The sequence below is a fragment of the Kineococcus radiotolerans SRS30216 = ATCC BAA-149 genome (assembly GCF_000017305.1).
Classification (GTDB): Bacteria; Actinomycetota; Actinomycetes; order Actinomycetales; family Kineococcaceae; genus Kineococcus; species Kineococcus radiotolerans.
This window is the reverse complement of the sequence record NC_009664.2, coordinates 969,898-991,702: the sequence shown is the minus strand read 5'-3', so window position 1 is coordinate 991,702 and position 21,805 is coordinate 969,898. Positions and strand designations below refer to the sequence as shown.

Genomic DNA, 21,805 nt, shown 5'->3' with positions numbered 1-21,805 from the left:
AGGGGTTCTGAGTGGCGAACATCGCCGTCGTGCCGGCCTGGCTGAAGCCGCCGGCCGACGTCAACGAACTGCTGCCGCAGCTGTGGGCGCGCACCGTCGGGCGTGACGCGGCGGGGGCGCTGCACGTCGGCGGGGTCGCCGTCGCCGACCTGGCCGCGACGTACGGCACCCCGCTCTTCGTCGTGGACGAGCTGGACTTCCGCACCCGCGCCGTGGCCTTCCGCGACGCCTTCGCGGACGCCTTCGCCGACCTCTGCGGCGGGGCCGACGTCTACTACGCGTCCAAGGCGTTCACCGCCACCGGGGTGACGCGCTGGATCGCCGCGGACGGGCTGCACCTGGACACCGCCTCGGCCGGAGAGCTCGAGCTCGGCCTGCGCGGCGGGGTGCCGCCGGCCCGGATCGCGCTGCACGGCAACAACAAGTCCCGCCGGGAGATCGTCAGGGCCCTGGAGGTCGGGGTGGGGCGCATCGTCGTGGACTCCCCGGCCGAGATCGACGTGATCGCCGACCTGGCGCGCGAGCGCGGGGTCGTCGCCCCCGTGATGCTGCGCGTCACGGTGGGCGTGGAGGCCCACACCCACCAGTACATCGCGACCGCCCACGAGGACCAGAAGTTCGGGGTGTCGCTGGCCTCGGGGCAGGCCGAGGCCGCCGTCGCGAGGATCCTGGCCCGCCCGGAGCTGCGCCTGCTGGGGCTGCACAGCCACATCGGGTCGCAGATCTTCGACCTGGGCGGGTTCGAGGTCTCCGCGCGCCGCCTGCTGGAGCTGCACCACAAGGTCGAGCGCGACCACGGCGTGGAGCTGCCCGAGCTCGACCTCGGCGGCGGGTACGGCGTGGCCTACACCTCCGAGGACGCGCCGCTGGCCCCCACCGAGATCGCCGGCCGGCTGGCGGAGATCGTGGCCCGCGAGTGCCTCGTCCAGGGCATCGCCGTGCCCCGGGTCTCGGTCGAGCCGGGCCGGGCCATCGCCGCGCCGAGCACGTTCACCCTCTACGAGGTGGGCACGACCAAGGAGGTCGAGCTCGACGGGGGGACGCGCCGGCGCTACGTGTCCGTCGACGGCGGCATGAGCGACAACATCCGCACCGCCCTCTACGGCGCCGACTACTCCGCGACCGTCGCCTCGCGCGCCTCCACCGCGCCGGGGGTGCTCTCCCGGGTGGTCGGCAAGCACTGCGAGAGCGGTGACGTCGTCGTGCGCGACGAGTTCCTGCCCGAGGACCTCGGGGGTGGCGACCTGCTCGCGGTCCCGGGGACGGGCGCGTACTGCCGCAGCATGGCCAGCAACTACAACCAGCTGCCGCGGCCGGGGGTGGTCGCGGTGCGCGACGGTTCCGCCACGGTGCTGGTGCGTCGCGAGACCCCCGAGGACCTGCTCGCCCTCGACGCGGGGTGACCCCCGCGGGTGAGAGGGTGGGGGCCGATCGTGCTGGACCAACTGAGGGGACGCTTGCGGTGGAGCCGGTGAAGGTCGCGCTGCTCGGGTGCGGTGTCGTGGGCACCGAGGTCGCGCGGCTGCTGACGACGCAGTCCGGTGAGCTCGCGTCGCGGGTGGGGGCGCCGCTGGAGCTCGTGGGGATCGCGGTGCGCCGCCTCGGCCGCGACCGCGACCTCCCCGTGGACCCCTCGCTGTTCACGACCGACGCCGAGGAGCTCGTGACCCGCGCCGACGTCGTCGTCGAGGTCATCGGGGGCATCGAGCCGGCCCGCTCGCTCGTCCTGCGGGCGTTCGCGCACGGCGCCTCGGTCGTCACGGCCAACAAGGCGCTGCTCGCCGCCGACGGCCCGACGCTGTACGAGGCCGCGGCGGAGAACGGCGTGGACCTCTACTACGAGGCGTCGGTCGCCGGGGCGATCCCGCTGCTGCGCCCCCTGAAGGAGTCCCTGGCCGGCGACCGCGTCACCCGCGTCCTGGGCATCGTCAACGGGACGACGAACTACGTCCTGGACCAGATGGACACCACCGGCATGGGGTTCGCCGAGGCCGTCGAGCAGGCCCAGGCCCTGGGGTACGCCGAGGCCGACCCGACGGCCGACGTCGAGGGCTTCGACGCCGCGGCCAAGGCCGCGATCCTGGCCTCGCTGGCCTTCCACACCCGCGTCAGCCTCGACGACGTCCACCGCGAGGGCATCACCGAGGTGAGCGCCGCCGACGTGCGCGCCGCGCAGCTGCAGGGCTGCGTGGTGAAGCTGCTCGCGATCTGCGAGCGGGGCGTCGACGCGGCCGGCGACGAGACCGTCTCGGTGCGCGTGCACCCGGCGATGCTGCCGCGCGCCCACCAGCTCGCCGGCGTGCGGGGGGCGTTCAACGCCGTCTACGTCGAGGCGGAGTCCGCCGGGCAGCTCATGTTCTACGGCCCCGGCGCCGGGGGCCAGCCCACGGCGAGCGCGGTCATGGGCGACGTCGTCGCGGTCGCCCGGCACAAGGTCGTGGGCGGCCGGGGGCCGGGGGAGTCCGCCTACGCGCAGCTCGCGGTGCAGCCCATGGCGGAGACGGTGACGCGGTACCACGTGCGCCTCGACGTCGCGGACAAGCCCGGTGTCCTGGCCCAGGTGGCCGGGGTGTTCGCCCAGCACGGCGTCTCCATCGAGGCCGTGCAGCAGCGCCAGGTCACCACCGGGGACGGGGCCGGCCGCGCCGTGCTCGTCGTCGTGACCCACAGCGCGACCGACGCCGCCCTCGCGGCGACGGTGGAGGAACTGGAAGACCTGGAGATCGTGGACTCGGTGGCCGGTGTGCTGCGGGTCGAGGGAGGGGACGCCTGATGGCGCACGTGTGGCGGGGTCTCATCGAGGAGTACCGGGACCGGCTGCCCGTGACCGCGACGACCCCGGTGGTGACCCTGGGGGAGGGCGGGACCCCGCTGGTGCCCGCGCACGCCCTCTCCGAGAAGGCGAGGGGCCGGGTGTTCCTCAAGGTCGAGGGCTGCAACCCCACCGGGTCGTTCAAGGACCGCGGCATGACGATGGCCATGACCCGGGCCAAGGAGCTGGGGGCCGAGGTCGTCGTCTGCGCCTCCACCGGCAACACCTCGGCCTCGGCCGCGGCCTACGCCGTCGCCGCGGGGATCCGCTGCGCCGTCCTCGTGCCCGACGGCAAGATCGCCATGGGCAAGCTGTCCCAGGCCGTCGCCCACGGCGCGACGCTGCTGCAGGTCGACGGCAACTTCGACGACTGCCTGAACCAGGCCCGCAAGCTGGCCGAGGCCTACCCCGTCGAGCTGGTGAACTCGGTCAACCCGTACCGCATCGAGGGGCAGAAGACCGGCGCCTTCGAGGTCGTCGACGTCCTCGGCGACGCCCCCGACATCCACGCCCTGCCCGTCGGCAACGCCGGCAACATCACCGCGTACTGGAAGGGCTACACCGAGTACGCCGCGGACGGCATCGCGACGAAGACCCCGAAGATGTGGGGCTTCCAGGCCGCCGGGGCCGCGCCCATCGTCAAGGGCCACCCCGTCGACGAGCCGGAGACGATCGCCACCGCCATCCGGATCGGTCACCCCGCGTCCTGGACCGGGGCCACGACCGCGCGCGACACCTCCGGCGGGCGCATCGACGCCGTGACCGACGAGCAGATCCTGGCCGCCCACCGCTGGCTCTCGGCCCGGGAGGGCGTCTTCGTCGAACCGGCCTCCGCCGCCGGGGTCGCGGGGCTGCTCGCCGCCTGCGAGGCCGGCGAGGTCGAGCCGGACCAGACCATCGTCATCACCGTCACCGGGCACGGCCTCAAGGACCCGCAGTGGGCCCTCGAGCTCGCCGGCGAGGGGGCCGACGGGCGTCGGCACGCCGTGCAGCCGGTCCGCGTCCAGCCCGACGCGGTGACCATCGCCCGGGCCATCGGCCTGGACGTGTGAGCGCGCCCGTGGCGGTCCCCGGGCCGACGGGCACGCTCACCCCGCTGGCCCTCGGGACGGCGGTGGTCGTGCGGGTGCCCGCCACCAGCGCCAACCTCGGTCCCGGCTTCGACGCCTTCGGCCTCGCCCTGGACCTGTGCGACGAGGTCCGGGCCGAGGTCGGCCCCGGGGGGGTGCGCGTGCGGGTCGAGGGGCACGGCGCCGCGGCCCTGCCCACCGACGGGCGCCACCTCGTGGCCCGGGTCCTGCTCGAGGAGCTGGCGGCCTCCGGGTTCTCCGTCCCCGGGCTGGACCTGGTGTGCCGCAACGTCATCCCGCACGGTCGGGGTCTGGGTTCCTCGGCGTCGGCCATCGTCGCCGGGCTGGCCGCCGCGCGGGCGCTGCTGCGGGCGGCCGGGGTCGTCGAGGAGACCGACGAGCAGACCCGGCAACGGCTGCTGACCGAGTCCACGCGCCGCGAGGGGCACCCGGACAACGCCGCTCCCGCCGTCCACGGCGGCTTCACCATCGCCTGGAGCCGGGGCGAGGACCCGACCCGCCCCGACACCGTCTCCTCGGTGCGCCTGCCCGTCCACCCCCACGTGCGCGCCGTGGTGTGCGTCCCGGCCGAGGAGCTCGCGACGTCGCGGGCCCGGGCGCTGCTGCCCGCGACCGTCCCGCACGCCGACGCCGCGCTGACCGCCGGTCGCGCCGGTCTGCTGGTGCACGCCCTCACCTCCGCCCCGGCGCTGCTGCTCGACGCCACGGAGGAGCGGCTGCACCAGGCCCAGCGCGCGCCCGCGATGCCGCGCACCGCGCAGCTGCTGGCCGACCTGCGCGCCGCGGGTCTCGCGGCCGTGGTGTCCGGGGCCGGCCCGAGCGCGCTGGTCCTCACCACGGCGGAGCGCGTGCCCGAGGTGGAGCGGATCGCGGGGGTCCTCGGCGGGTGGGAGGTGCACGACCGCCCGGTGCACCACCGCGGGGTGCAGTGGCGCACCGACTGACGCGCCGCTGACGCACGGCTGACGCGCGGACCGGTGCACCGGTCCGCGTCCGGTCGAGAGGTGTTGCGGGACACCGGGGTGGTTCCCCGCCGCGCCGGCGTCCCCGGGACGGGGCGCGACCCGCCGCGGAGGCCGAACGGGGGACGTGGAACCTCCCCGTGCGCTCGGGTGTTAGAGTCTTAGGCAGCACTCACGGGCAGGGCGCCGCAGTCGTACCCTTCGTGGTTCTTCTGCAGCACGCTCCCTTCCTGCTCTCGAGCGCGTCTCCACGTCTGATGTGCGCCCCTCCGCGCGACCGTGGATTCCCATTCCTGCCCGATCGGGCAGTCACCGCGACACCCCGGACCCGGTTCGGCCGGCTCTGCAGGTCAGTCGCTCCGACGAGGGGGAAGGACCTTCGTGACCGACACCACCGACATCGCTGCCACCGACGGCGCGACCGCCGAGGCGCCCGCGCGCCGCACCGGCAGCCTCTCCGCCCTGCGCCTGCCCCAGCTGCAGGCGCTCGCCACGGAGCTCGGCATCTCCGGCACCGGGCGCATGCGCAAGGTGGACCTGCTCGCGGCCATCCGCGAGCAGCAGTCCGGCGCCCCGCAGCGCACCGGCCGCCCCGAGGCCGCCGACGCCCCCACCGCCGCGGCTCCCGCCCCGGTGACCGGGGAGATCGCCCCGGTCTCGGCGCTGAACGAGTCCACGCCCGCCGGGTCGGCGGCCGAGACCGCCGTGAGCACCTCCGCCCCGCGGACCCGCTCGCGCCGCGCCGGCTCCTCCGCCGGAGCCCCGCCCGCGGCCCCGCCCGCCGGTGAGCAGTTCACCGTCGAGGTCCCGGCCCAGCCGGTGGCCGAGACCCCCGCCCCGCGCAGCGAGCCCACCCTCGACGACTTCGTGGGCGCCCGCTCCGAGCGCGCGGAGCGTCCCGAGCGTGCGGAGCGTCCCGACGCGCAGGACGGCACCCCGCGCCTCTCCCGCCGGGAGCGCGCCCGTCGCGACCGGGTGCGCGAGCCCGACCAGCAGGTCGAGCTGCCGAACATGCCCCGCCGCACCGAGAACCCGCCCGCCGAGGGCGAGGGGCGCCCCGAGCGCACCCGGTCCGAGGGCCGCGGGGAGAACCGCGAGCCGCGCGAACCCCGCGCCGACCGCGCCGAGCGGCCGGTGGAGCGCTCCGAGCGCGTCGAGGAGCGTCCCCAGGCCGCGGCGAGCGCCGGCCCCGCGGTGGGCTTCGACGACGACGACGAGCGCGGGGGCCGTCGCGGCCGCCGCAACCGCTACCGCGACCGCAAGGGCCGCCGGGGCGGGCGCGAGGGCGCCGGTGCCCCCGAGATCGACGAGCAGGTCAACGAGGACGACGTCCTGCTGCCCGTCGCCGGGATCCTCGACGTGCTCGACAACTACGCGTTCATCCGCACCTCCGGCTACCTCGCCGGCGCGAACGACGTGTACGTCTCCCTCGGCCAGGTGAAGAAGAACCACCTGCGCCCGGGCGACGCGGTGACCGGTGCGGTGCGCCAGCCCCGCGAGGGCGAGCAGACCGGGGCGCGGGCGAAGTTCAACGCCCTCGTCCGCGTCGACACCGTCAACGGCGCCGCGCCGGAGCAGGCGCGCAACCGCCCGGACTTCACCAAGCTGACGCCGCTCTACCCGCAGGAGCGCCTGCGGCTGGAGACCGAGCCCAACGTCCTGACGACGCGCATCATCGACCTGATGTCGCCGCTGGGGAAGGGGCAGCGCGGTCTGATCGTCGCGCCGCCGAAGGCCGGCAAGACGATGGTCATGCAGGCCATCGCCAACGCCATCACGACCAACAACCCCGAGTGCCACCTCATGGTCGTCCTGGTCGACGAGCGGCCCGAAGAGGTCACCGACATGCAGCGGACGATCAAGGGTGAGGTCATCGCCTCCACCTTCGACCGCCCCGCCGCCGACCACACCGCGGTCGCCGAGCTCGCCATCGAGCGGGCCAAGCGCCTCGTGGAGCTCGGCAACGACGTCGTCGTGCTGCTGGACTCCCTGACCCGCCTCTCGCGCGCCTACAACATCTCGGCGCCCGCCAGCGGCCGGATCCTCTCCGGCGGTGTCGACGCCTCGGCGCTGTACCCGCCGAAGCGCTTCTTCGGCGCCGCCCGCAACGTCGAGAACGGCGGCTCGCTGACGATCCTGGCCTCCGCCCTGGTGGAGACCGGCTCGAAGGCCGACGAGGTCATCTTCGAGGAGTTCAAGGGCACCGGGAACATGGAGGTGCGGCTGTCGCGCCAGCTGGCGGACAAGCGCATCTTCCCCGCGGTCGACGTGCCGGCCTCCGGCACCCGCCGCGAGGAGATCCTCATGTCCCGCGAGGAGCTGGCGACGGTCTGGAAGCTGCGTCGCGTCGTCACCGCGCTCGACGCGCAGGCCTCCATCGAGCTGCTGCTGGACCGGCTCAAGAAGACCCGCAGCAACCTCGAGTTCCTGCAGCAGGTCCAGTCCAGCACCCCGCTGGTCAACAAGGACTGACGGGAATCTCCCGGGGAGCCGCTGGGTTCAAGTACTCAGCGGCTCCTGTGGGAGACTGCTTCGACCGCAGGTACCGGCTCACGCCACGCACGACCCCCCTGGCGGGGGAGGCGACCCGGTGCCGATCACGCGCCTAGAGGAGATCACCATGAAGGCCGGAATCCACCCGGAGTACGTCGAGACCACGGTCACCTGCACCTGTGGATCGACGTTCACCACCCGCAGCACCGAGAAGAGCGGCCAGCTCCGCGCCGACGTGTGCAGCGCCTGCCACCCGTTCTACACGGGCAAGCAGAAGATCCTGGACACCGGCGGCCGCGTCGCCCGCTTCCAGCAGCGCTACGGCAAGAAGACCGACGCCAAGTAGCACTCCCGCAGCGCCGGTCCCACCGCGTCCACGAGACGCGGAGGGGCCGGCGCTGTCGCGTTCCCGCCCCCTCCACCCCCAGGAGACCCCGTGTTCGAGGCCGTCACCCCGCTGCTCGACGAGCACGCCGAGCTGGAGCGGCGCCTGGCCGACCCCGCGGTGCACGCCGACGCGGCGCTGGCCCGCACGCTGGGCCGCCGCTACGCCGAGCTGGGGGCGGTGGTCGTGGCCCACGCCGCGTGGCGCGCGGCCGCGGACGACGCCGAGGCAGCGCGCGAGCTGGCCGCCGAGGACGCCGCCTTCGCCGCGGAGCTGCCCGCCCTGCAGCGGGCCGCCGAGGAGGCGGGGGAGAAGCTGCGCCGCCTGCTGCTGCCCCGCGACCCCGACGACTCCCGCGACGTGATCCTCGAGATCAAGGCCGGCGAGGGCGGGGAGGAGTCGGCCCTCTTCGCGGGGGACCTGCTGCGGATGTACCTGCGCTACGCCGAGCGCCACGGCTGGGTGACCGAGGTCCTCGACGCCAACCCCAGTGACCTCGGCGGGTACAAGGACGTGTCGGTGGCGGTGAAGACCCGCGGCGCCGCGGCCGAGGGGGTGTGGCACCGGCTGAAGTACGAGGGCGGGGTGCACCGCGTCCAGCGGGTGCCCGTCACCGAGTCGCAGGGGCGCGTGCACACCTCCGCCGTGGGGGTGCTCGTCGTCCCCGAGGCCGAGGAGGTGGAGGTCGCCGTCGACCCCAACGACCTGCGCGTCGACGTCTTCCGCTCCTCCGGGCCCGGCGGTCAGAGCGTCAACACGACCGACTCGGCGGTGCGCATCACGCACCTGCCCACCGGGGTCGTCGCCACCTGCCAGAACGAGAAGTCGCAGCTGCAGAACCGCGAGCAGGCGATGCGCATCCTGCGGGCGCGGCTGCACGCCCTGGCCCAGGAGGCCGCCGACGCGCAGGCCTCCGCGGCCCGCCGCTCCCAGGTCCGCACCGTGGACCGCTCCGAGCGCGTCCGGACCTACAACTACGGCGAGAACCGCATCGCCGACCACCGGACGGGGTTCAAGGCGTACAACCTCGACACCGTCCTCGACGGTGACCTCGATCCCGTGATCCAGTCCGCCATCGACGCCGACGAGGCCGCCCAGCTCGCCGCCACCTCCGTCTGAGGCGCGCCGACCGCGGAGTGCGTAGGCTCCGCGGGGGGGGGGCGAGGAGCGGTGGGACGTCCTCGGGAGCGGGTCGCGGCGCTGCAGCCGCGGCGGCTGCGCGCGGTGCCGCACGGCCGGGGCCGCCACGAGGTCCCGCCGGCGCGTCGTCCCGCTCGTGACCCTGCTCGCCGCCGCCGGACCGAGGTGATCACGTTGTCCCGCACGCCGTCCACCGCCCTCCCCGCGAGGTCCAGGCCCCCGCTGCTCGTCGCCCTCGCGGCGGCGCTCGTCCTGAGCCTGGGCGCCTTCGCGCCCGCCGCCCCGCCCACCCCCTCCGCCGACAGCACGGGGGACCCCGCCCTGGCGCAGCGGCTGCGCGCCGCGGTCGGCGACCTCGCCGGGCAGGGGTTCGCCGTCGCCGCGGGCGACGCCTCGACGTCGGCGCGGGCGGCGATCGGCACGGCCGCGCCGGGGCGCCCCCTCACCGCCGCCACCCCGCAGGAGATCGGGTCCGTCACCAAGGCGATGACCGGCCTGCTGCTCGCCGACGCCGTCGAGCGGGGTGAGGTGAGCCCCGGGACCACGCTGGCCGAGGTCCACCCCGACCGGGACCTGCCCCCGGAGCTGGCCGCCACGACCCTGGCCGAGCTGGCGACCCACACCTCCGGGTTGCCCCGGCTCAGCACCCGGGCGCAGCTGCGCAACCTCGTCACCGCCTCCACCTACGGCAACCCCTACGCGTGGGACACCCCCGACTCCCTGCTCACCGACGCGGCCTGGACCCCCCTGCGCACGCCCCGGGGCGAGTACGCCTACTCCAACCTGGGCTTCGCCCTGCTGGGGCAGGCCCTGGCCGTGCGCGCCGGGGTGCCGTACCCGCAGCTGCTCGCCGAGCGCGTCCTCGTCCCGCTGGGGATGACGCGGACCGCGGCCGTCCCCGGCGAGCTCCCGGCGGACCGGGCCGTGGAGCTGGGCCCGGACGGGCGCCCGACCACCCCGTGGCTCTCCGCGGGCAGCGCCCCGGCCGGCACCGGGGTCTACTCCACCGCCGGGGACCTCGGGCGGCTCGCGGCGGCCGCGGCGAGCGGGCGGCTGCCGGGGGCGCGCGCCCTGGAACCCGTCGTCGACGCCGACGGGGCTCGCGCGGGGTGGGGGTGGCTGGTCGCCGACCTCGACGGCCGCACGGTGCTCGGGTACAACGGCGCCACCTACGGGGTGCAGTCCTCCGTCTGGGCGGAACCGGCCACCGGACGCTGGGTCGCGGTCACCTCGCCCAGCGGGTCCGCCGCCCCGGACACCCAGGCGGTGGCGCTGCGGCTGCTGGGGTTCGCGCTCTGAGGGCCCCGTAGGGTCGGGGGGTGGGGAGCACCGGGTGAGCGACGTGCGGGCACTGCTGCGCGAGGCCGAGCAGCGGCTGGCCACCGCCGGCGTCGCCTCGGCCCGCGCGGACGCCGAGGTCCTGCTCGCCCACGCCCTGGGCGTCGAGCGCTCCCGCCTCGCGGTGCTGGTCGCGCTGCGCGAGGACGTCGAGCCCGGGACCTTCTGGGGCCTGCTCGCCGAGCGCGAGCAGCGCGTCCCCCTCCAGCACCTCACCGGCCGGGCGGGCTTCCGGGCCCTGGAGCTGCACGTCGGCCCGGGGGTCTTCGTCCCGCGCCCGGAGACCGAGACGGTGGCGCAGCTGGCCGTCGACGAGGCGCAGCGGCTGGTGGCCGCCGGGCGGTTCCCGACCGTCGTGGACCTGTGCACCGGCTCCGGGGCCATCGCCCTCGCCGTCGCGACCGAGGTCCCGCGGGCCGCGGTGCACGCCGTGGAGCTGGACCCGATGGCGCACGCCTGGGCCCGGCGCAACGTCGACGCGATCGCCCCCCGCGTGGACCTGCGCGAGGGCGACGCCGGCACCGCGTTCGCCGACCTCGACGGCCGGGTCGACGTCGTCGTGAGCAACCCGCCCTACGTCCCGCCCGGCGCGGTCCCCCTCGACCCCGAGGTGGCCCTGCACGACCCGGAGGTGGCGCTCTACGGCCTCGGCGACGACGGCCTGCTGGTGCCCCGGCGGGTCGTGGCCGCCGCCGCGCGGCTGCTCGTCCCCGGCGGGTACGTCGTGGTGGAGCACGCGGAGGTGCAGGAGCGCTCGGCGCGCGCCCTGTTCGCCGGGCCCGCCTGGACGGGCGTGGAGAGCCACCGCGACCTCACCGGGCGCCCCCGCTCCACCAGCGCGCGCCGCGCCTGAGGGCGGGTGACCCGCCGAGGACGACGGCCTCCTCCGGCCGGGCGCGGCGGGTGGGACACTCGTGCCCGTGAGGCCCCCGTTCGATTGCGCCGACCCCGTCATCCGCGAGCGCGGTCTGTCCGCAGCGCACAACGCCGTCAAGCGCGGTGAGGTGGTCGTGCTGCCCACCGACACCGTCTACGGCATCGGTGCGGACGCGTTCAACCCCGCCGCCGTCAAGCGGCTCCTGGAGGCGAAGGGGCGCGGGCGCGACATGCCGCCGCCGGTCCTGGTGCCGGAGACCCGGACCATCGACGGGCTCGCGTCCTCGATCCCGTTCGCGGTCCGCGAGCTCATCGACGCCTTCTGGCCCGGGGCGCTGACCATCGTCTGCCGGGCCCAGCCGTCGCTGACCTGGGACCTGGGGGAGACGAACGGCACGGTCGCGCTGCGGATGCCGCTGCACCCGGTCGCGCTGGAGCTGCTGCGGCGCACCGGCCCGATGGCCGTCTCCAGCGCGAACCTCTCCGGCCGCCCGGCCGCGACGGTCGTCGGCGAGGCCGTGGAGCAGCTGGGGGAGTCGGTGCGGGTCTACCTCGACGGCGGGCCGAGCACGAAGGGCGCCCCCTCCACCATCGTCGACGCCTCCGACGGCCCGCTGCGCGTCCTGCGGGTGGGGGCGATCAGCGAGGCCGAGCTGCGGGCCGCGGTGCCCGCGGGCTGGGTCGAGCTCGAGGAACCGGCCGTCGAGGAGCCGACCGCCGAGGCCGGGGTCGAGGGCGGGGCCGAGAGGTCAGGGGCCGCGAGCGGATGAGGGCCTACCTGCTCGTCATCGTGGTGGCCGCGGCCGTCACGTACCTGACGACCCCCCTGGTGCGGCGCCTCGCCCAGCGCGTCGGCGCGATCACCCCGCTGCGCGACCGGGACGTGCACTCGGTGCCCGTCCCGCGCATGGGCGGGGTGGCGATGCTCTGCGGGATGGTCGCCGCGCTCGTGGTGGCGAGCCAGGTCCCCTTCCTCTCCCGCGTCTTCGACACCGACCCCGGCCCGCTGTGGGTGCTGGTCGGCGCCGCGGTGGTCTGTGCCGTCGGGGTCGCCGACGACATCGTCCAGCTCGACGCCGTCACCAAGCTCGCCGGTCAGGTGCTGGCCGCGGGGATCATGGGCTGGCAGGGCGTGAGCCTGCTGCAGCTGCCCATCGGTGGGGTCACCCTGCTCTCGGGCCGCACCATGATGGTCATCACGATCCTCGTGGTGCTGGTCTCGGTGAACGCGGTGAACTTCGTCGACGGCCTCGACGGGCTGGCCGCCGGCATCGTGGGCATCGGCTCCATCGCCTTCTTCGGCTACTCCTACGCTCTGCAGCGCGGCAGCGTCCCCGACGACTTCTCCTCCCTGGCCACGCTCATCGCCGCGATCACGGTCGGGGTGTGCCTGGGGTTCCTCCCGCACAACTTCCACCCGGCCCGCATCTTCATGGGCGACTCCGGGTCGATGCTGCTCGGGCTGCTCATGGCCAGCTCGACCATCGCCGCCACCAGCACCGTGGACCCGGAGACGGTGGCGGACGAGCAGATCGCCCCCGCGTTCTTCCCCCTGCTGCTGCCCATCGCGGTCCTGCTCGTGCCCTTCAGCGACATGGTGCTCGCCGTGGTGCGCCGCACCCGCGCCGGCAAGGCCTTCTGGCACCCCGACAAGAAGCACCTGCACCACCGGTTGCTCCAGATGGGTCACTCCCACCGCGTCGCGGTGCTCGTCATGTACTCCTGGGCGGCGTTCCTCAGCTTCGGGGTGGCCTCCTCGGCGTTCCTGCCCCTGACCCAGGCCTTCGCGGTGGCCTCCGCCGCGGGGTGCGTGGTGCTGGCGGTGACGTTCCTGCCGCTGTACTGGCGGCGGAACCGGCCGGTGGCGGAGCCCGTGGCCGCGGTGGCGGGGGAGGACGGACCGGTGCGCGGCGCCGTCGTGCCCTCGCGCTCCGAGACGTCGCGCACGTGAGCGGCGCCCGTCCACGACGCGACGTAGGAGACCCGTCCGCTCGTGATAGCTTTCACGAAGTCTCCCCGGAACGTTCCACGCGCCCGGGGTTGCCGCCGATGAGCCTGTCCCGCCGGACGACCCGCCGACGACGAGAGAAGAACCCGTGAGCACCAGCACCGACGCAGGAGTCCAGGCCGCCGAGGCCTTCGGCATCCTGCTCCGCCGCGCCTCCGCGGTGTCGGGCGCTGTCGCCCTGGTGTGCGTCGCCGTCGCGTGGATCTGGCAGGGGACGGCCGCGGGCCTCTCGGCCCTGATCGGCGGAGCGATCGTCGTCGGGTTCTTCGGGGCCCGGCTGGTCGTGATGCGCAAGGTCACCCGCGCCCGGCCCCACCTGATCATGATGACCGCGATGGTCGTCTACTCGGTCAAGGTCGTGCTGCTCGGCGTGGCGATGGTGCTGCTGACCCGGGTGGACGGGATCTCCGGTCCCGCCCTCGGGTTCACGGTCATCATCACGGCCGTCTTCTGGCTGGCGGCCGAGCTGCGCGGGTTCATGAAGCTGCGCATCCCGATCTTCATGACGGACGAGGCGCAGAAGTGATCCTCGACCGGCCGTCGAACGACGCGTCCAGCGACATCGGCAACGGGCTGACCGAGAAGGTCGCCTGGAGCATCACCTCGTACCTCATCGCCGGGGCCTTCATGGGCGCCATGGCGGGCTGGGGCGTCGACCACCTGCTCGGGACCCGCTTCATCGTGGGGATCGGCCTGGTCGTCGGCAAGGCGTTGACCTTGTACTACGTGTGGCTCCGGTACGGTACGCACTGACCGCGAGACGCCCGACCACTGTTCAGGGGGCCACGCGGCCGGCACTCCGGCCCCGTACCCACGATGAAGTTCGCACGGAGGAGTTGACGTGAGCCTGCCCCTGCTGGCTGCCGCGGAGCACGGGTACACCGCGCCCGACGCGGAGATGTTCTGGCAGCCCCTGATCGGGAGCGGCCCGTTCGCGATCACGCGCCCGGCCATCGTCTTCGCGCTGTCCGCTGTGCTGATCCTCTGGCTGCTGCTGGCCGGGACCAAGCGGCTCGCGGTGGTCCCGGGCAAGAAGCAGATGGTGGTCGAGGCCGCCTACGGCTTCGTCCGCAACAGCATCGCCCGCGACATCATCGGCAGCAAGGACTTCCGCAAGTTCGTCCCGCTGCTCTTCACCTTCTTCTCGGTGATCCTCGTCAACAACCTGTTCGGCGTCATCCCGCCGATCCAGTACCCGACGATGGGCCGCATCGCCTTCCCGCTGGCCCTGACGATCATCCTGTACCTCGTCTACCACACGGTCGGTATCCGCAAGAAGGGCTTCGCGGCCTACTTCGCCGGTGTCGTGCCCCACGGCCTGCCCAAGCCGATCGTGCCGCTGGTCTTCCTGCTCGAGGTGCTCTCGATCGTCGTCATCCAGCCGGTGACGATCACGCTGCGGCTCTTCGGCAACATGTTCGCCGGCCACCTCATCCTCGTGCTGTTCATCACCGGCGCGGAGTACATGTTCCTGCACGGCGGCTTCGGGCTGAAGCTCGTCGGCGTCCCGACGATCGCCATGGCCTTCGTCCTCACCCTCTTCGAACTCTTCGTCGAGTTCCTCCAGGCGTACGTCTACACGATGCTCGCCGCCACCTTCATCGCCAGCGCCCTCGCTGACGAGCACTGAACCGCCCCACCCAGAACCCGGGGCGCGGCGCGCGCACCGGCAACGAAAGGAATGACAGAGGACCATGTACGGCTCCCTCGCCATCGTCGGTTACGGTCTCTCCGCCATCGGCCCGGGCATCGGCATCGGCCTGATCTTCGCGGCCTACATCAACGGCGCCGCCCGTCAGCCCGAAGCCCGCGGCATGCTCCAGAGCATCGCCATCCTCGGGTTCGTCCTCGCGGAAGCGCTCGCCATCTTCGGCATCGCCCTCGCCTTCGTCTTCTCGGGTACCAACCCCAACGGCTGATCAGCCCAGCTGAACTGACCGTTGCCCTGAGCCCGAAGGAGGAAACGTGCTCGTAGCAGCCTTCGCCGCAGCCGGTGAAGAGGTCGAGGGGAACCCGACCTACCCGATCCTGCCGCACCTCGGCGAGCTGATCGTCGGCATCATCTTCGCGATCATCATCTACGCGGTGATCGCGAAGAAGGTCGTCCCCCGCCTCGAAGCGATGTACGAGGAGCGGCGCGCGGCCATCGAGGGCAACGTCGAGAAGGCGGAGAAGGCCCAGGCGGAAGCCCAGGTCGCCCTCGAGCAGTACAAGGCCCAGCTCGCGGACGCCCGCGGCGAGGCCAACCGCATCCGCGAGGAGGCGCGCCAGCAGGGTGCGCAGATCCTCGCCGAGATGCGGGAGCAGGCGCAGGCCGAGTCCGAGCGCATCACCACCGCGGCGCGCGCGACCATCGAGGCCGAGCGCGTCCAGGCCACGGCGCAGCTGCGCGCGGAGGTCGGCCGTCTCGCGACCGACCTCGCCGGCCGCATCGTGGGTGAGTCGCTGCAGGACTCCGCTCGTCAGAGCGGTGTCGTGGACCGGTTCCTCGCCGACCTCGAGCGCAGCGAGTCGGGAGCGTCCTCCCGATGAGCGGAGAGCTCGACGCCGGCGTCGCGAAGGCGAGCCTCGCCGCCGCGCAGCAGGTGCTCGACGTGCAGCTGTCGGCCGAGGGGGCCGACGCGGGCAAGACGGGGGAGGACCTCTTCGCCGTCACCAGCCTGCTCGACTCCTCGGTCGGCCTGCGCCGGGCGCTGACCGACCCCTCCCGCTCGGGGGCGGCCAAGGCGGAGTTCGTCCGCCGCACGCTGTCCGGGCGGATCACCCCGGCGGCCCTCGAGACCGTCGTCGCGCTGGCCTCGGCCCGCTGGGCGGCCGGTCGCGACCTGTCCGACGCCACCGAGCGGCTCGCCGTCGTCGCGGTCGTCACCCAGGCCGAGAGGTCGGGGCACCTGGACGCGCTGGAGGACGAGCTCTTCCGGTTCGCGCGGACCGTCGCGGGCAGCCCCGCGCTGCGGGACGCGCTGGCCGACCGCACCGCCCCCGACGCCAACCGCGCGTCCCTGGCCGCCCGGCTGCTGCTGGGCAAGGCCTCGCCCGAGACCGTCCAGCTGGCGCGTCGCGCCGCCTCCTCCTCGCGGGGGATGCGGGCCGAGCGGCTGCTGGAGGAGTGGGTCGAGGTCGTGGCCAAGCGCCGTGAGCAGCTCGTGGCCCACGTCGTCTCGGCGACCCCGCTGACCGACGCCCAGCGCGAGCGGCTCGCCGCCACGCTGTCGCGCCAGTACGGGCGCGCCATCCGCGTCAACCTCGACGTCGACCCCCACCTGGTGGGGGGCCTGCGCGTCAGCGTCGGCGACGACGTCATCGACGGGTCGATCTCGACCCGGTTGGACGAGGCCCGCCGCCGGCTCGCCGGCTGAAGCCCTCGGCCACCGGCCGGACGCACCCGTACACCCTCCGCCCCGCGCGGGGGGACAATGGACTTCGAGAACTGCAGGACCGAGAAGGAGAGCAGGGGCTTCCATGGCCGAGCTGACCATCCGCCCGGAGGAGATCCGGGACGCTCTCGACGCCTTCGTGGCGTCGTACGACCCCGGAACCGCCGCGCGTGAGGAAGTCGGCCGCGTGACCGACGCGGGCGACGGCATCGCCCACGTCGAGGGCCTGCCCTCGGTCATGGCGAACGAACTCCTCCGCTTCCAGGACGGGACCCTGGGCCTGGCCCAGAACCTCGACGTCCGCGACATCGGCGTCGTCGTCCTCGGCGACTACGCCGGCATCGAGGAGGGCCAGGAGGTGCACCGCACCGGGGAGGTCCTCTCCGTGCCGGTCGGTGACAACTTCCTGGGCCGCGTCGTCGACCCGCTGGGCGCGCCCATCGACGGCCTCGGGCCGATCGAGGCCGAGACCCGCCGCGCCCTGGAGCTGCAGGCCCCCTCGGTCATGCAGCGCCAGGAGGTCCGCGAGCCGCTGCAGACCGGCATCAAGGCCATCGACGCCATGATCCCCGTCGGCCGCGGCCAGCGTCAGCTGATCATCGGCGACCGCCAGACCGGCAAGAGCGCCATCGCGATCGACACGATCATCAACCAGAAGGCCAACTGGGAGAGCGGCGACCCGAAGCAGCAGGTCCGCTGCATCTACGTCGCCATCGGCCAGAAGGGCTCGACCATCGCCGCGGTGCGTCGCAGCCTCGAGGAGGCCGGCGCGATGGAGTACACGACCATCGTCGCCGCCCCCGCGTCCGACCCGGCCGGCTTCAAGTACCTGGCCCCCTACACCGGCTCCTCCATCGGGCAGCACTGGATGTACGGCGGCAAGCACGTCCTCATCGTGTTCGACGACCTGTCGAAGCAGGCCGAGGCCTACCGCGCCGTGTCGCTGCTGCTGCGTCGTCCGCCGGGCCGCGAGGCCTACCCCGGTGACGTCTTCTACCTGCACTCCCGCCTGCTGGAGCGCTGCGCGAAGCTGTCCGACGAGCTCGGCGGCGGGTCGATGACGGGTCTGCCGTTCATCGAGACCAAGGGCAACGACGTCTCGGCGTACATCCCGACCAACGTCATCTCCATCACCGACGGCCAGATCTTCCTCCAGTCGGACCTCTTCAACGCCAACCAGCGTCCCGCCATCGACGTCGGCATCTCGGTGTCCCGCGTCGGCGGCGCCGCGCAGACGAAGGCCATCAAGGGGATCTCCGGCACGCTGAAGCTGGACCTGGCCCAGTTCCGGGCGATGGAGGCGTTCGCGATGTTCGCCTCCGACCTCGACCAGGCCTCGCGCAACCAGCTCGCCCGCGGCGCGCGCCTCGTGGAGCTGCTCAAGCAGCCGCAGTACACGCCGTTCTCCCTCGAGGAGCAGGTCGTCTCGATCTGGGCCGGTACCACCGGTCAGCTCGACTCCGTCGAGGTGAGCGACATCTCCCGCTTCGAGCGCGAGTTCCTCGAGTACGTCAAGCGCAACCACGCCGGCGTCATGCAGGGCATCCGCGAGACGAAGCAGTTCTCCGACGGGGCCAAGGACGAGCTGAAGAAGGCCGTCGACGCGTTCAAGCCGCAGTTCTCCGGCGGTTCGAAGGGCTCGAACGTGCCGAAGGACGTCGACGCGGGCGCGACCGACGCCGACGACATCTCGCAGGAGAAGATCACCACCCGCAAGGGCGGGGCCACGGCCGCTCGCGGCTGAGGCTTCCCCGGCACTGACGGCACGGACCGAGCGGCAAGGAAGAGGAGCAGGACATGGCAGGCCAGCTGAGGGCCTACCGGCGGCAGATCCGCTCGGTCCAGGCGACCAAGAAGATCACTCGCGCGATGGAGCTCATCGCGGCGTCGCGCATCATCAAGGCGCAGGCGAACGTGCGCGCGTCGACCCCCTACGCGCGGGCGCTGACCCGCGCGGTGTCGGCCGCGGCGTCGAACTCCTCGCTCGACCACCCGCTGATCACCGAGAAGACCGAGGTGAAGCGCGCGGCCGTGCTGCTGTGCTCCTCCGACCGCGGCCTCGCGGGGGCCTACTCCTCCAGCGTCCTGCGCGAGGGGGAGCGGCTCACCGCGACGCTGCGGGCGGAGGGCAAGGAGATCGCGCCCTACCTCGTGGGCCGCAAGGCGGCGGCGTTCTACAACTTCCGCCGCCGCGCGGTGGTGGACCAGTGGGCCGGGTTCACCGACTCCCCGTCCTACGAGGACGCCAAGACCATCGGCGACCGCCTGGTCGCCGACTTCGGCAAGGAGTTCGCCGACGGGGGTGTCGACGAGATCCACGTCGTCTACACCCACTTCGTCAGCATGGTGACGCAGGAGCCCCGGGTCATCCGGCTCCTGCCGCTGGAGGTCGTCGAGGGCGTGGAAGCCCCCTCCGACGGTGAGCTGCAGCCGCTGTACGAGTTCGAGCCCAGCGCCGACGCGGTCCTCGACGCGCTGCTGCCGCAGTACGTCAACAGCCGCATCTACAACTGCCTCCTGCAGGCGGCGGCCTCCGAGCTCGCCGCCCGCCAGCGGGCCATGAAGAGCGCGACGGACAACGCCGACGAGCTCATCAAGAAGCTGACCCGACTGGCGAACAACGCCCGCCAGGCCGACATCACCCAGGAGATCAGCGAGATCGTCGGCGGCGCCGACGCGCTGGCCTCCTCCGGCTCGCGCGCCTGACCTCGCGTCCAGCCCCCACCCACTTCAGCAAGAACGCACGCGACGAAGGAAGCCCGAGGAGCGACATGACCGCCACCGTCAACGAAGCGCCGGCCAGCACCAGCAAGGGTGCGACAGGCCGCATCGCCCGAGTCATCGGCCCCGTCGTCGACGTCGAGTTCTCGGCCGACACGATGCCGGACCAGAACAACGCCCTCACCACCCAGGTGACCATGGGTGGCACCACCCAGACCGTGACCCTCGAGGTGGCCTCCCACCTCGGCGACAACATGGTCCGTGCCATCTCCCTGAAGCCGACCGACGGCATGGTCCGCGGCGCGGCCGTCGTCGACACCGGCGCCCCGATCTCGGTGCCCGTCGGCAACGCGACCCTGGGTCACGTCTTCAACGCCATCGGCGAGTGCCTCAACCTCGAGGAGGGTGAGCAGCTCGAGGTCCACGAGCGCTGGCCCATCCACCGCAAGGCCCCGAACTTCGACCAGCTCGAGTCGCGGACCACGATGTTCGAGACCGGCATCAAGGTCATCGACCTGCTGACCCCGTACGTCCAGGGCGGGAAGATCGGCCTCTTCGGCGGTGCGGGCGTCGGCAAGACCGTCCTCATCCAGGAGATGATCCAGCGCGTCGCCCAGAACCACGGCGGTGTGTCGGTGTTCGCCGGGGTCGGCGAGCGCACCCGTGAGGGCAACGACCTCATCGGCGAGATGGCCGAGGCCGGCGTCTTCGACAAGACGGCCCTCGTCTTCGGCCAGATGGACGAGCCGCCGGGCACCCGCCTGCGCGTGGCCCTGTCCGCGCTGACCATGGCGGAGTACTTCCGCGACGTGCAGAACCAGGACGTGCTGCTCTTCATCGACAACATCTTCCGGTTCACCCAGGCCGGTTCGGAGGTGTCGACCCTGCTGGGCCGCATGCCCTCCGCCGTGGGGTACCAGCCGACGCTGGCCGACGAGATGGGCGTCCTCCAGGAGCGCATCACCTCGACCCGCGGTCACTCGATCACCTCGCTGCAGGCGATCTACGTCCCCGCCGACGACTACACCGACCCGGCGCCGGCCACGACGTTCGCGCACCTCGACGCGACGACGGAGCTCTCCCGCGAGATCGCCTCGCGCGGTCTGTACCCGGCTGTGGACCCGCTGACCTCGACGTCGCGCATCCTGGACCCGCTGTACATCGCGCAGGACCACTACGACACCGCGGTCCGCGTCAAGCAGATCCTGCAGCGCAACAAGGAGCTGCAGGACATCATCGCCATCCTCGGTGTCGACGAGCTGTCGGAGGAGGACAAGCTGACGGTGAGCCGTGCTCGCCGCATCCAGCAGTTCCTCTCGCAGAACACCTACATGGCGGAGAAGTTCACCGGCGTCGAGGGCTCGACGGTCCCGCTCAAGGAGACCATCGAGGGCTTCTCCAAGATCGCCGACGGCGAGCTCGACCACGTCGCCGAGCAGGCCTTCTTCAACGTCGGTGGCCTCGAGGACGTCGAGCGCAACTGGGCTCGCATCCAGAAGGAAACCGCCTGATGGCTCTCCAGGTCGACCTGGTGGCCGCTGACCGCTCCGTGTGGTCGGGCGAGGCCTCGCTGGTCCGCGCCCGCACCGCGGAGGGTGAGATCGGCATCATGGGTGGCCACGAGCCGCTGCTGGCGATCCTCGCCCCCGGCGAGGTCTCCATCACCGGTTCCGGCTCCGAGGGCGTCACCGCGACGGTGACCGGCGGGTTCTTCTCCGTCGACCACGACAAGGTGACGATCGTGGCCGAGTCCGTCGAGGTCGGCGCGGGAACGCGCTGAGAACGGCTGGACGGACCCGGTGCACGAGCTCCTGCTCTCCCTGGAGATCGCAGGGGCCTGCGCCGTCCTCCTCCTCGCCCTCCTCGTGGCGGTGGTCCTCCGCCGGCGTCGGCTGACGTCGCGGCTGGGCACCTTCGACTGCTCGGTGCGCCAGGCCCGGGGGACCCGCCGCCGGTGGGCCCTCGGGGTGGCGCGCTACGAGACCGACCGCCTGGACTGGTACCGCACCTTCTCGCTGTCCCCGCGCCCGTCGTGCACCTACGCACGGCGGGCGCTCGGCGTGACCCTGTTCCGCGAGGCCGAGGGGACCGAGCTCGTGGCGGTGCAGCCGGGGGCGATGATCGTGGAGTGCCACCACGAGGGTGTCGTCATCGAGCTCGCGATGAGCCACGACGCCTACACGGGCTTCGCCTCTTGGCTGGAGTCGGCGCCCCCGGGGCAGAACGTCAACGTCCACTGACCGCCGGCCGCGGCCTCAGGGCCGCGGCGGCCCGGCCAGGACCTGGCGGGCCAGCCCGGCCTCCTTCGGGAACACCATGACCCGCGGCCCCTCCGTCGTGGGGGCCAGGGTGGCGCGGATGCCGGCCGCGAGCAGCGTCTGGCGCTGCACCTCGGCCTCCACGAAGGTGCTGGGCGAGGAGACCACCTCGAGCAGGCCGTACTCCTCGCTGGTCCCGCGCTGCGGGCGCCGTTCCACCAGCGAGCGGCCGTGGGAGAACGTCCACCGCAGCAGCAGCACCAGCACGGCGACCGCGACCAGGGCGATGGTCGGCCCGAGCGCGTAGTGGTAGCTGCCCCAGGTCATGGGGCCATCATCCCCGC

General features: G+C 73.3%; 23 protein-coding genes. 22 read left to right on the top strand and 1 reads right to left on the bottom strand.

Going from position 1 to position 21,805, the window contains the following annotated elements:
- The first annotated feature begins 11 nt into the window (after positions 1 to 11).
- From lysA to KRAD_RS04730, 22 genes are all read left to right on the top strand, one after another.
- A complete protein-coding gene (gene lysA, locus KRAD_RS04835) occupies positions 12 to 1,403 on the top strand; it encodes a diaminopimelate decarboxylase (RefSeq protein ID WP_012084405.1) in 1,392 nt (463 codons plus the stop codon).
- A 59-nt stretch (positions 1,404 to 1,462) separates the two neighbouring features.
- Entirely contained in the window at positions 1,463 to 2,773 is a 1,311-nt protein-coding gene (locus KRAD_RS04830; RefSeq protein ID WP_041291905.1) for a homoserine dehydrogenase, read from the top strand.
- The gene (thrC, locus tag KRAD_RS04825) at positions 2,773 to 3,864 is read left to right on the top strand and encodes a threonine synthase (RefSeq protein WP_012084403.1); all 1,092 of its coding nucleotides are present in this window, start codon (positions 2,773 to 2,775) and stop codon (positions 3,862 to 3,864) included. Before KRAD_RS04830 ends, thrC begins: the two co-directional genes overlap by 1 nt.
- Positions 3,861 to 4,847: a homoserine kinase gene (thrB, locus tag KRAD_RS04820; RefSeq protein ID WP_012084402.1), complete on the top strand. Its 987-nt coding sequence runs from the start codon at positions 3,861 to 3,863 to the stop codon at positions 4,845 to 4,847. The genes thrC and thrB overlap by 4 nt, the downstream gene beginning before the upstream one ends.
- Before the next feature lie 399 nt (positions 4,848 to 5,246).
- On the top strand, positions 5,247 to 7,337 hold the full coding sequence (rho, locus tag KRAD_RS04815; protein WP_012084401.1) for a transcription termination factor Rho: 2,091 nt from the start codon (positions 5,247 to 5,249) through the stop codon (positions 7,335 to 7,337).
- A 148-nt stretch (positions 7,338 to 7,485) separates the two neighbouring features.
- The gene (gene rpmE, locus KRAD_RS04810) at positions 7,486 to 7,704 is read left to right on the top strand and encodes a 50S ribosomal protein L31 (protein ID WP_041291904.1); all 219 of its coding nucleotides are present in this window, start codon (positions 7,486 to 7,488) and stop codon (positions 7,702 to 7,704) included.
- Between the two features lie 90 nt (positions 7,705 to 7,794).
- Complete coding sequence (gene prfA / locus KRAD_RS04805; RefSeq protein WP_012084399.1) at positions 7,795 to 8,862, top strand: peptide chain release factor 1; 1,068 nt, start codon at positions 7,795 to 7,797, stop codon at positions 8,860 to 8,862.
- Between the two features lie 51 nt (positions 8,863 to 8,913).
- Positions 8,914 to 10,182 carry a serine hydrolase domain-containing protein gene (locus KRAD_RS04800; protein ID WP_085956120.1) on the top strand — a complete coding sequence of 423 codons (1,269 nt, stop codon included), beginning with the start codon at positions 8,914 to 8,916 and terminating at the stop codon, positions 10,180 to 10,182.
- 34 nt (positions 10,183 to 10,216) lie between these two features.
- On the top strand, positions 10,217 to 11,074 hold the full coding sequence (prmC, locus tag KRAD_RS04795; protein ID WP_012084397.1) for a peptide chain release factor N(5)-glutamine methyltransferase: 858 nt from the start codon (positions 10,217 to 10,219) through the stop codon (positions 11,072 to 11,074).
- Positions 11,075 to 11,141: 67 nt separating this feature from the next.
- On the top strand, positions 11,142 to 11,867 hold the full coding sequence (locus tag KRAD_RS04790) for an L-threonylcarbamoyladenylate synthase (RefSeq protein WP_012084396.1): 726 nt from the start codon (positions 11,142 to 11,144) through the stop codon (positions 11,865 to 11,867).
- Entirely contained in the window at positions 11,864 to 13,048 is a 1,185-nt protein-coding gene (locus KRAD_RS04785; RefSeq protein ID WP_012084395.1) for an MraY family glycosyltransferase, read from the top strand. Before KRAD_RS04790 ends, KRAD_RS04785 begins: the two co-directional genes overlap by 4 nt.
- 145 nt (positions 13,049 to 13,193) lie before the next feature.
- A complete protein-coding gene (locus tag KRAD_RS04780; RefSeq protein WP_012084394.1) occupies positions 13,194 to 13,631 on the top strand; it encodes a Cg1360 family ATP-synthase-associated protein in 438 nt (145 codons plus the stop codon).
- Entirely contained in the window at positions 13,628 to 13,858 is a 231-nt protein-coding gene (locus KRAD_RS04775; RefSeq protein ID WP_012084393.1) for a hypothetical protein, read from the top strand. Before KRAD_RS04780 ends, KRAD_RS04775 begins: the two co-directional genes overlap by 4 nt.
- An 88-nt stretch (positions 13,859 to 13,946) precedes the next feature.
- Positions 13,947 to 14,735 carry a F0F1 ATP synthase subunit A gene (atpB, locus tag KRAD_RS04770; protein ID WP_012084392.1) on the top strand — a complete coding sequence of 263 codons (789 nt, stop codon included), beginning with the start codon at positions 13,947 to 13,949 and terminating at the stop codon, positions 14,733 to 14,735.
- A gap of 64 nt (positions 14,736 to 14,799) precedes the next feature.
- Complete coding sequence (gene atpE, locus KRAD_RS04765; protein WP_012084391.1) at positions 14,800 to 15,024, top strand: ATP synthase F0 subunit C; 225 nt, start codon at positions 14,800 to 14,802, stop codon at positions 15,022 to 15,024.
- Positions 15,025 to 15,070: 46 nt separating this feature from the next.
- The gene (locus KRAD_RS04760; protein ID WP_012084390.1) at positions 15,071 to 15,637 is read left to right on the top strand and encodes a F0F1 ATP synthase subunit B; all 567 of its coding nucleotides are present in this window, start codon (positions 15,071 to 15,073) and stop codon (positions 15,635 to 15,637) included.
- Positions 15,634 to 16,464 carry a F0F1 ATP synthase subunit delta gene (locus KRAD_RS04755; RefSeq protein WP_012084389.1) on the top strand — a complete coding sequence of 277 codons (831 nt, stop codon included), beginning with the start codon at positions 15,634 to 15,636 and terminating at the stop codon, positions 16,462 to 16,464. The genes KRAD_RS04760 and KRAD_RS04755 overlap by 4 nt, the downstream gene beginning before the upstream one ends.
- 103 nt (positions 16,465 to 16,567) lie before the next feature.
- Positions 16,568 to 18,226: a F0F1 ATP synthase subunit alpha gene (gene atpA / locus KRAD_RS04750; RefSeq protein WP_012084388.1), complete on the top strand. Its 1,659-nt coding sequence runs from the start codon at positions 16,568 to 16,570 to the stop codon at positions 18,224 to 18,226.
- A gap of 53 nt (positions 18,227 to 18,279) precedes the next feature.
- Positions 18,280 to 19,188 carry a F0F1 ATP synthase subunit gamma gene (locus tag KRAD_RS04745; RefSeq protein ID WP_012084387.1) on the top strand — a complete coding sequence of 303 codons (909 nt, stop codon included), beginning with the start codon at positions 18,280 to 18,282 and terminating at the stop codon, positions 19,186 to 19,188.
- 65 nt (positions 19,189 to 19,253) lie between these two features.
- Positions 19,254 to 20,714, top strand: a complete 1,461-nt coding sequence (gene atpD, locus KRAD_RS04740) for a F0F1 ATP synthase subunit beta (RefSeq protein WP_012084386.1) — start codon at positions 19,254 to 19,256, stop codon at positions 20,712 to 20,714.
- The gene (locus KRAD_RS04735; protein WP_012084385.1) at positions 20,714 to 20,983 is read left to right on the top strand and encodes a F0F1 ATP synthase subunit epsilon; all 270 of its coding nucleotides are present in this window, start codon (positions 20,714 to 20,716) and stop codon (positions 20,981 to 20,983) included. The genes atpD and KRAD_RS04735 overlap by 1 nt, the downstream gene beginning before the upstream one ends.
- 19 nt (positions 20,984 to 21,002) lie before the next feature.
- Complete coding sequence (locus KRAD_RS04730) at positions 21,003 to 21,443, top strand: DUF2550 domain-containing protein (protein WP_012084384.1); 441 nt, start codon at positions 21,003 to 21,005, stop codon at positions 21,441 to 21,443.
- 15 nt (positions 21,444 to 21,458) lie between these two features.
- Here the strand turns inward: KRAD_RS04730 and KRAD_RS04725 are convergent, their stop codons facing one another.
- A complete protein-coding gene (locus KRAD_RS04725; protein ID WP_012084383.1) occupies positions 21,459 to 21,788 on the bottom strand; it encodes a hypothetical protein in 330 nt (109 codons plus the stop codon).
- Positions 21,789 to 21,805: the final 17 nt, after the last annotated feature.

Bases quoted from the DNA above. Each gene is read 5' to 3' on its own strand.
- thrC (WP_012084403.1), top strand. From the start codon at position 2,773: ATGGCGCACGTGTGGCGGGGTCTCATCGAGGAGTACCGGGACCGGCTG.
- rpmE (WP_041291904.1), top strand. From the start codon at position 7,486: ATGAAGGCCGGAATCCACCCGGAGTACGTCGAGACCACGGTCACCTGC.
- KRAD_RS04785 (WP_012084395.1), top strand. From the start codon at position 11,864: ATGAGGGCCTACCTGCTCGTCATCGTGGTGGCCGCGGCCGTCACGTAC.
- atpE (WP_012084391.1), top strand. From the start codon at position 14,800: ATGTACGGCTCCCTCGCCATCGTCGGTTACGGTCTCTCCGCCATCGGC.
- KRAD_RS04755 (WP_012084389.1), top strand. From the start codon at position 15,634: ATGAGCGGAGAGCTCGACGCCGGCGTCGCGAAGGCGAGCCTCGCCGCC.
- atpA (WP_012084388.1), top strand. From the start codon at position 16,568: ATGGCCGAGCTGACCATCCGCCCGGAGGAGATCCGGGACGCTCTCGAC.
- KRAD_RS04745 (WP_012084387.1), top strand. From the start codon at position 18,280: ATGGCAGGCCAGCTGAGGGCCTACCGGCGGCAGATCCGCTCGGTCCAG.
- atpD (WP_012084386.1), top strand. From the start codon at position 19,254: ATGACCGCCACCGTCAACGAAGCGCCGGCCAGCACCAGCAAGGGTGCG.
- KRAD_RS04735 (WP_012084385.1), top strand. From the start codon at position 20,714: ATGGCTCTCCAGGTCGACCTGGTGGCCGCTGACCGCTCCGTGTGGTCG.
- KRAD_RS04725 (WP_012084383.1), bottom strand. From the start codon at position 21,788: ATGACCTGGGGCAGCTACCACTACGCGCTCGGGCCGACCATCGCCCTG.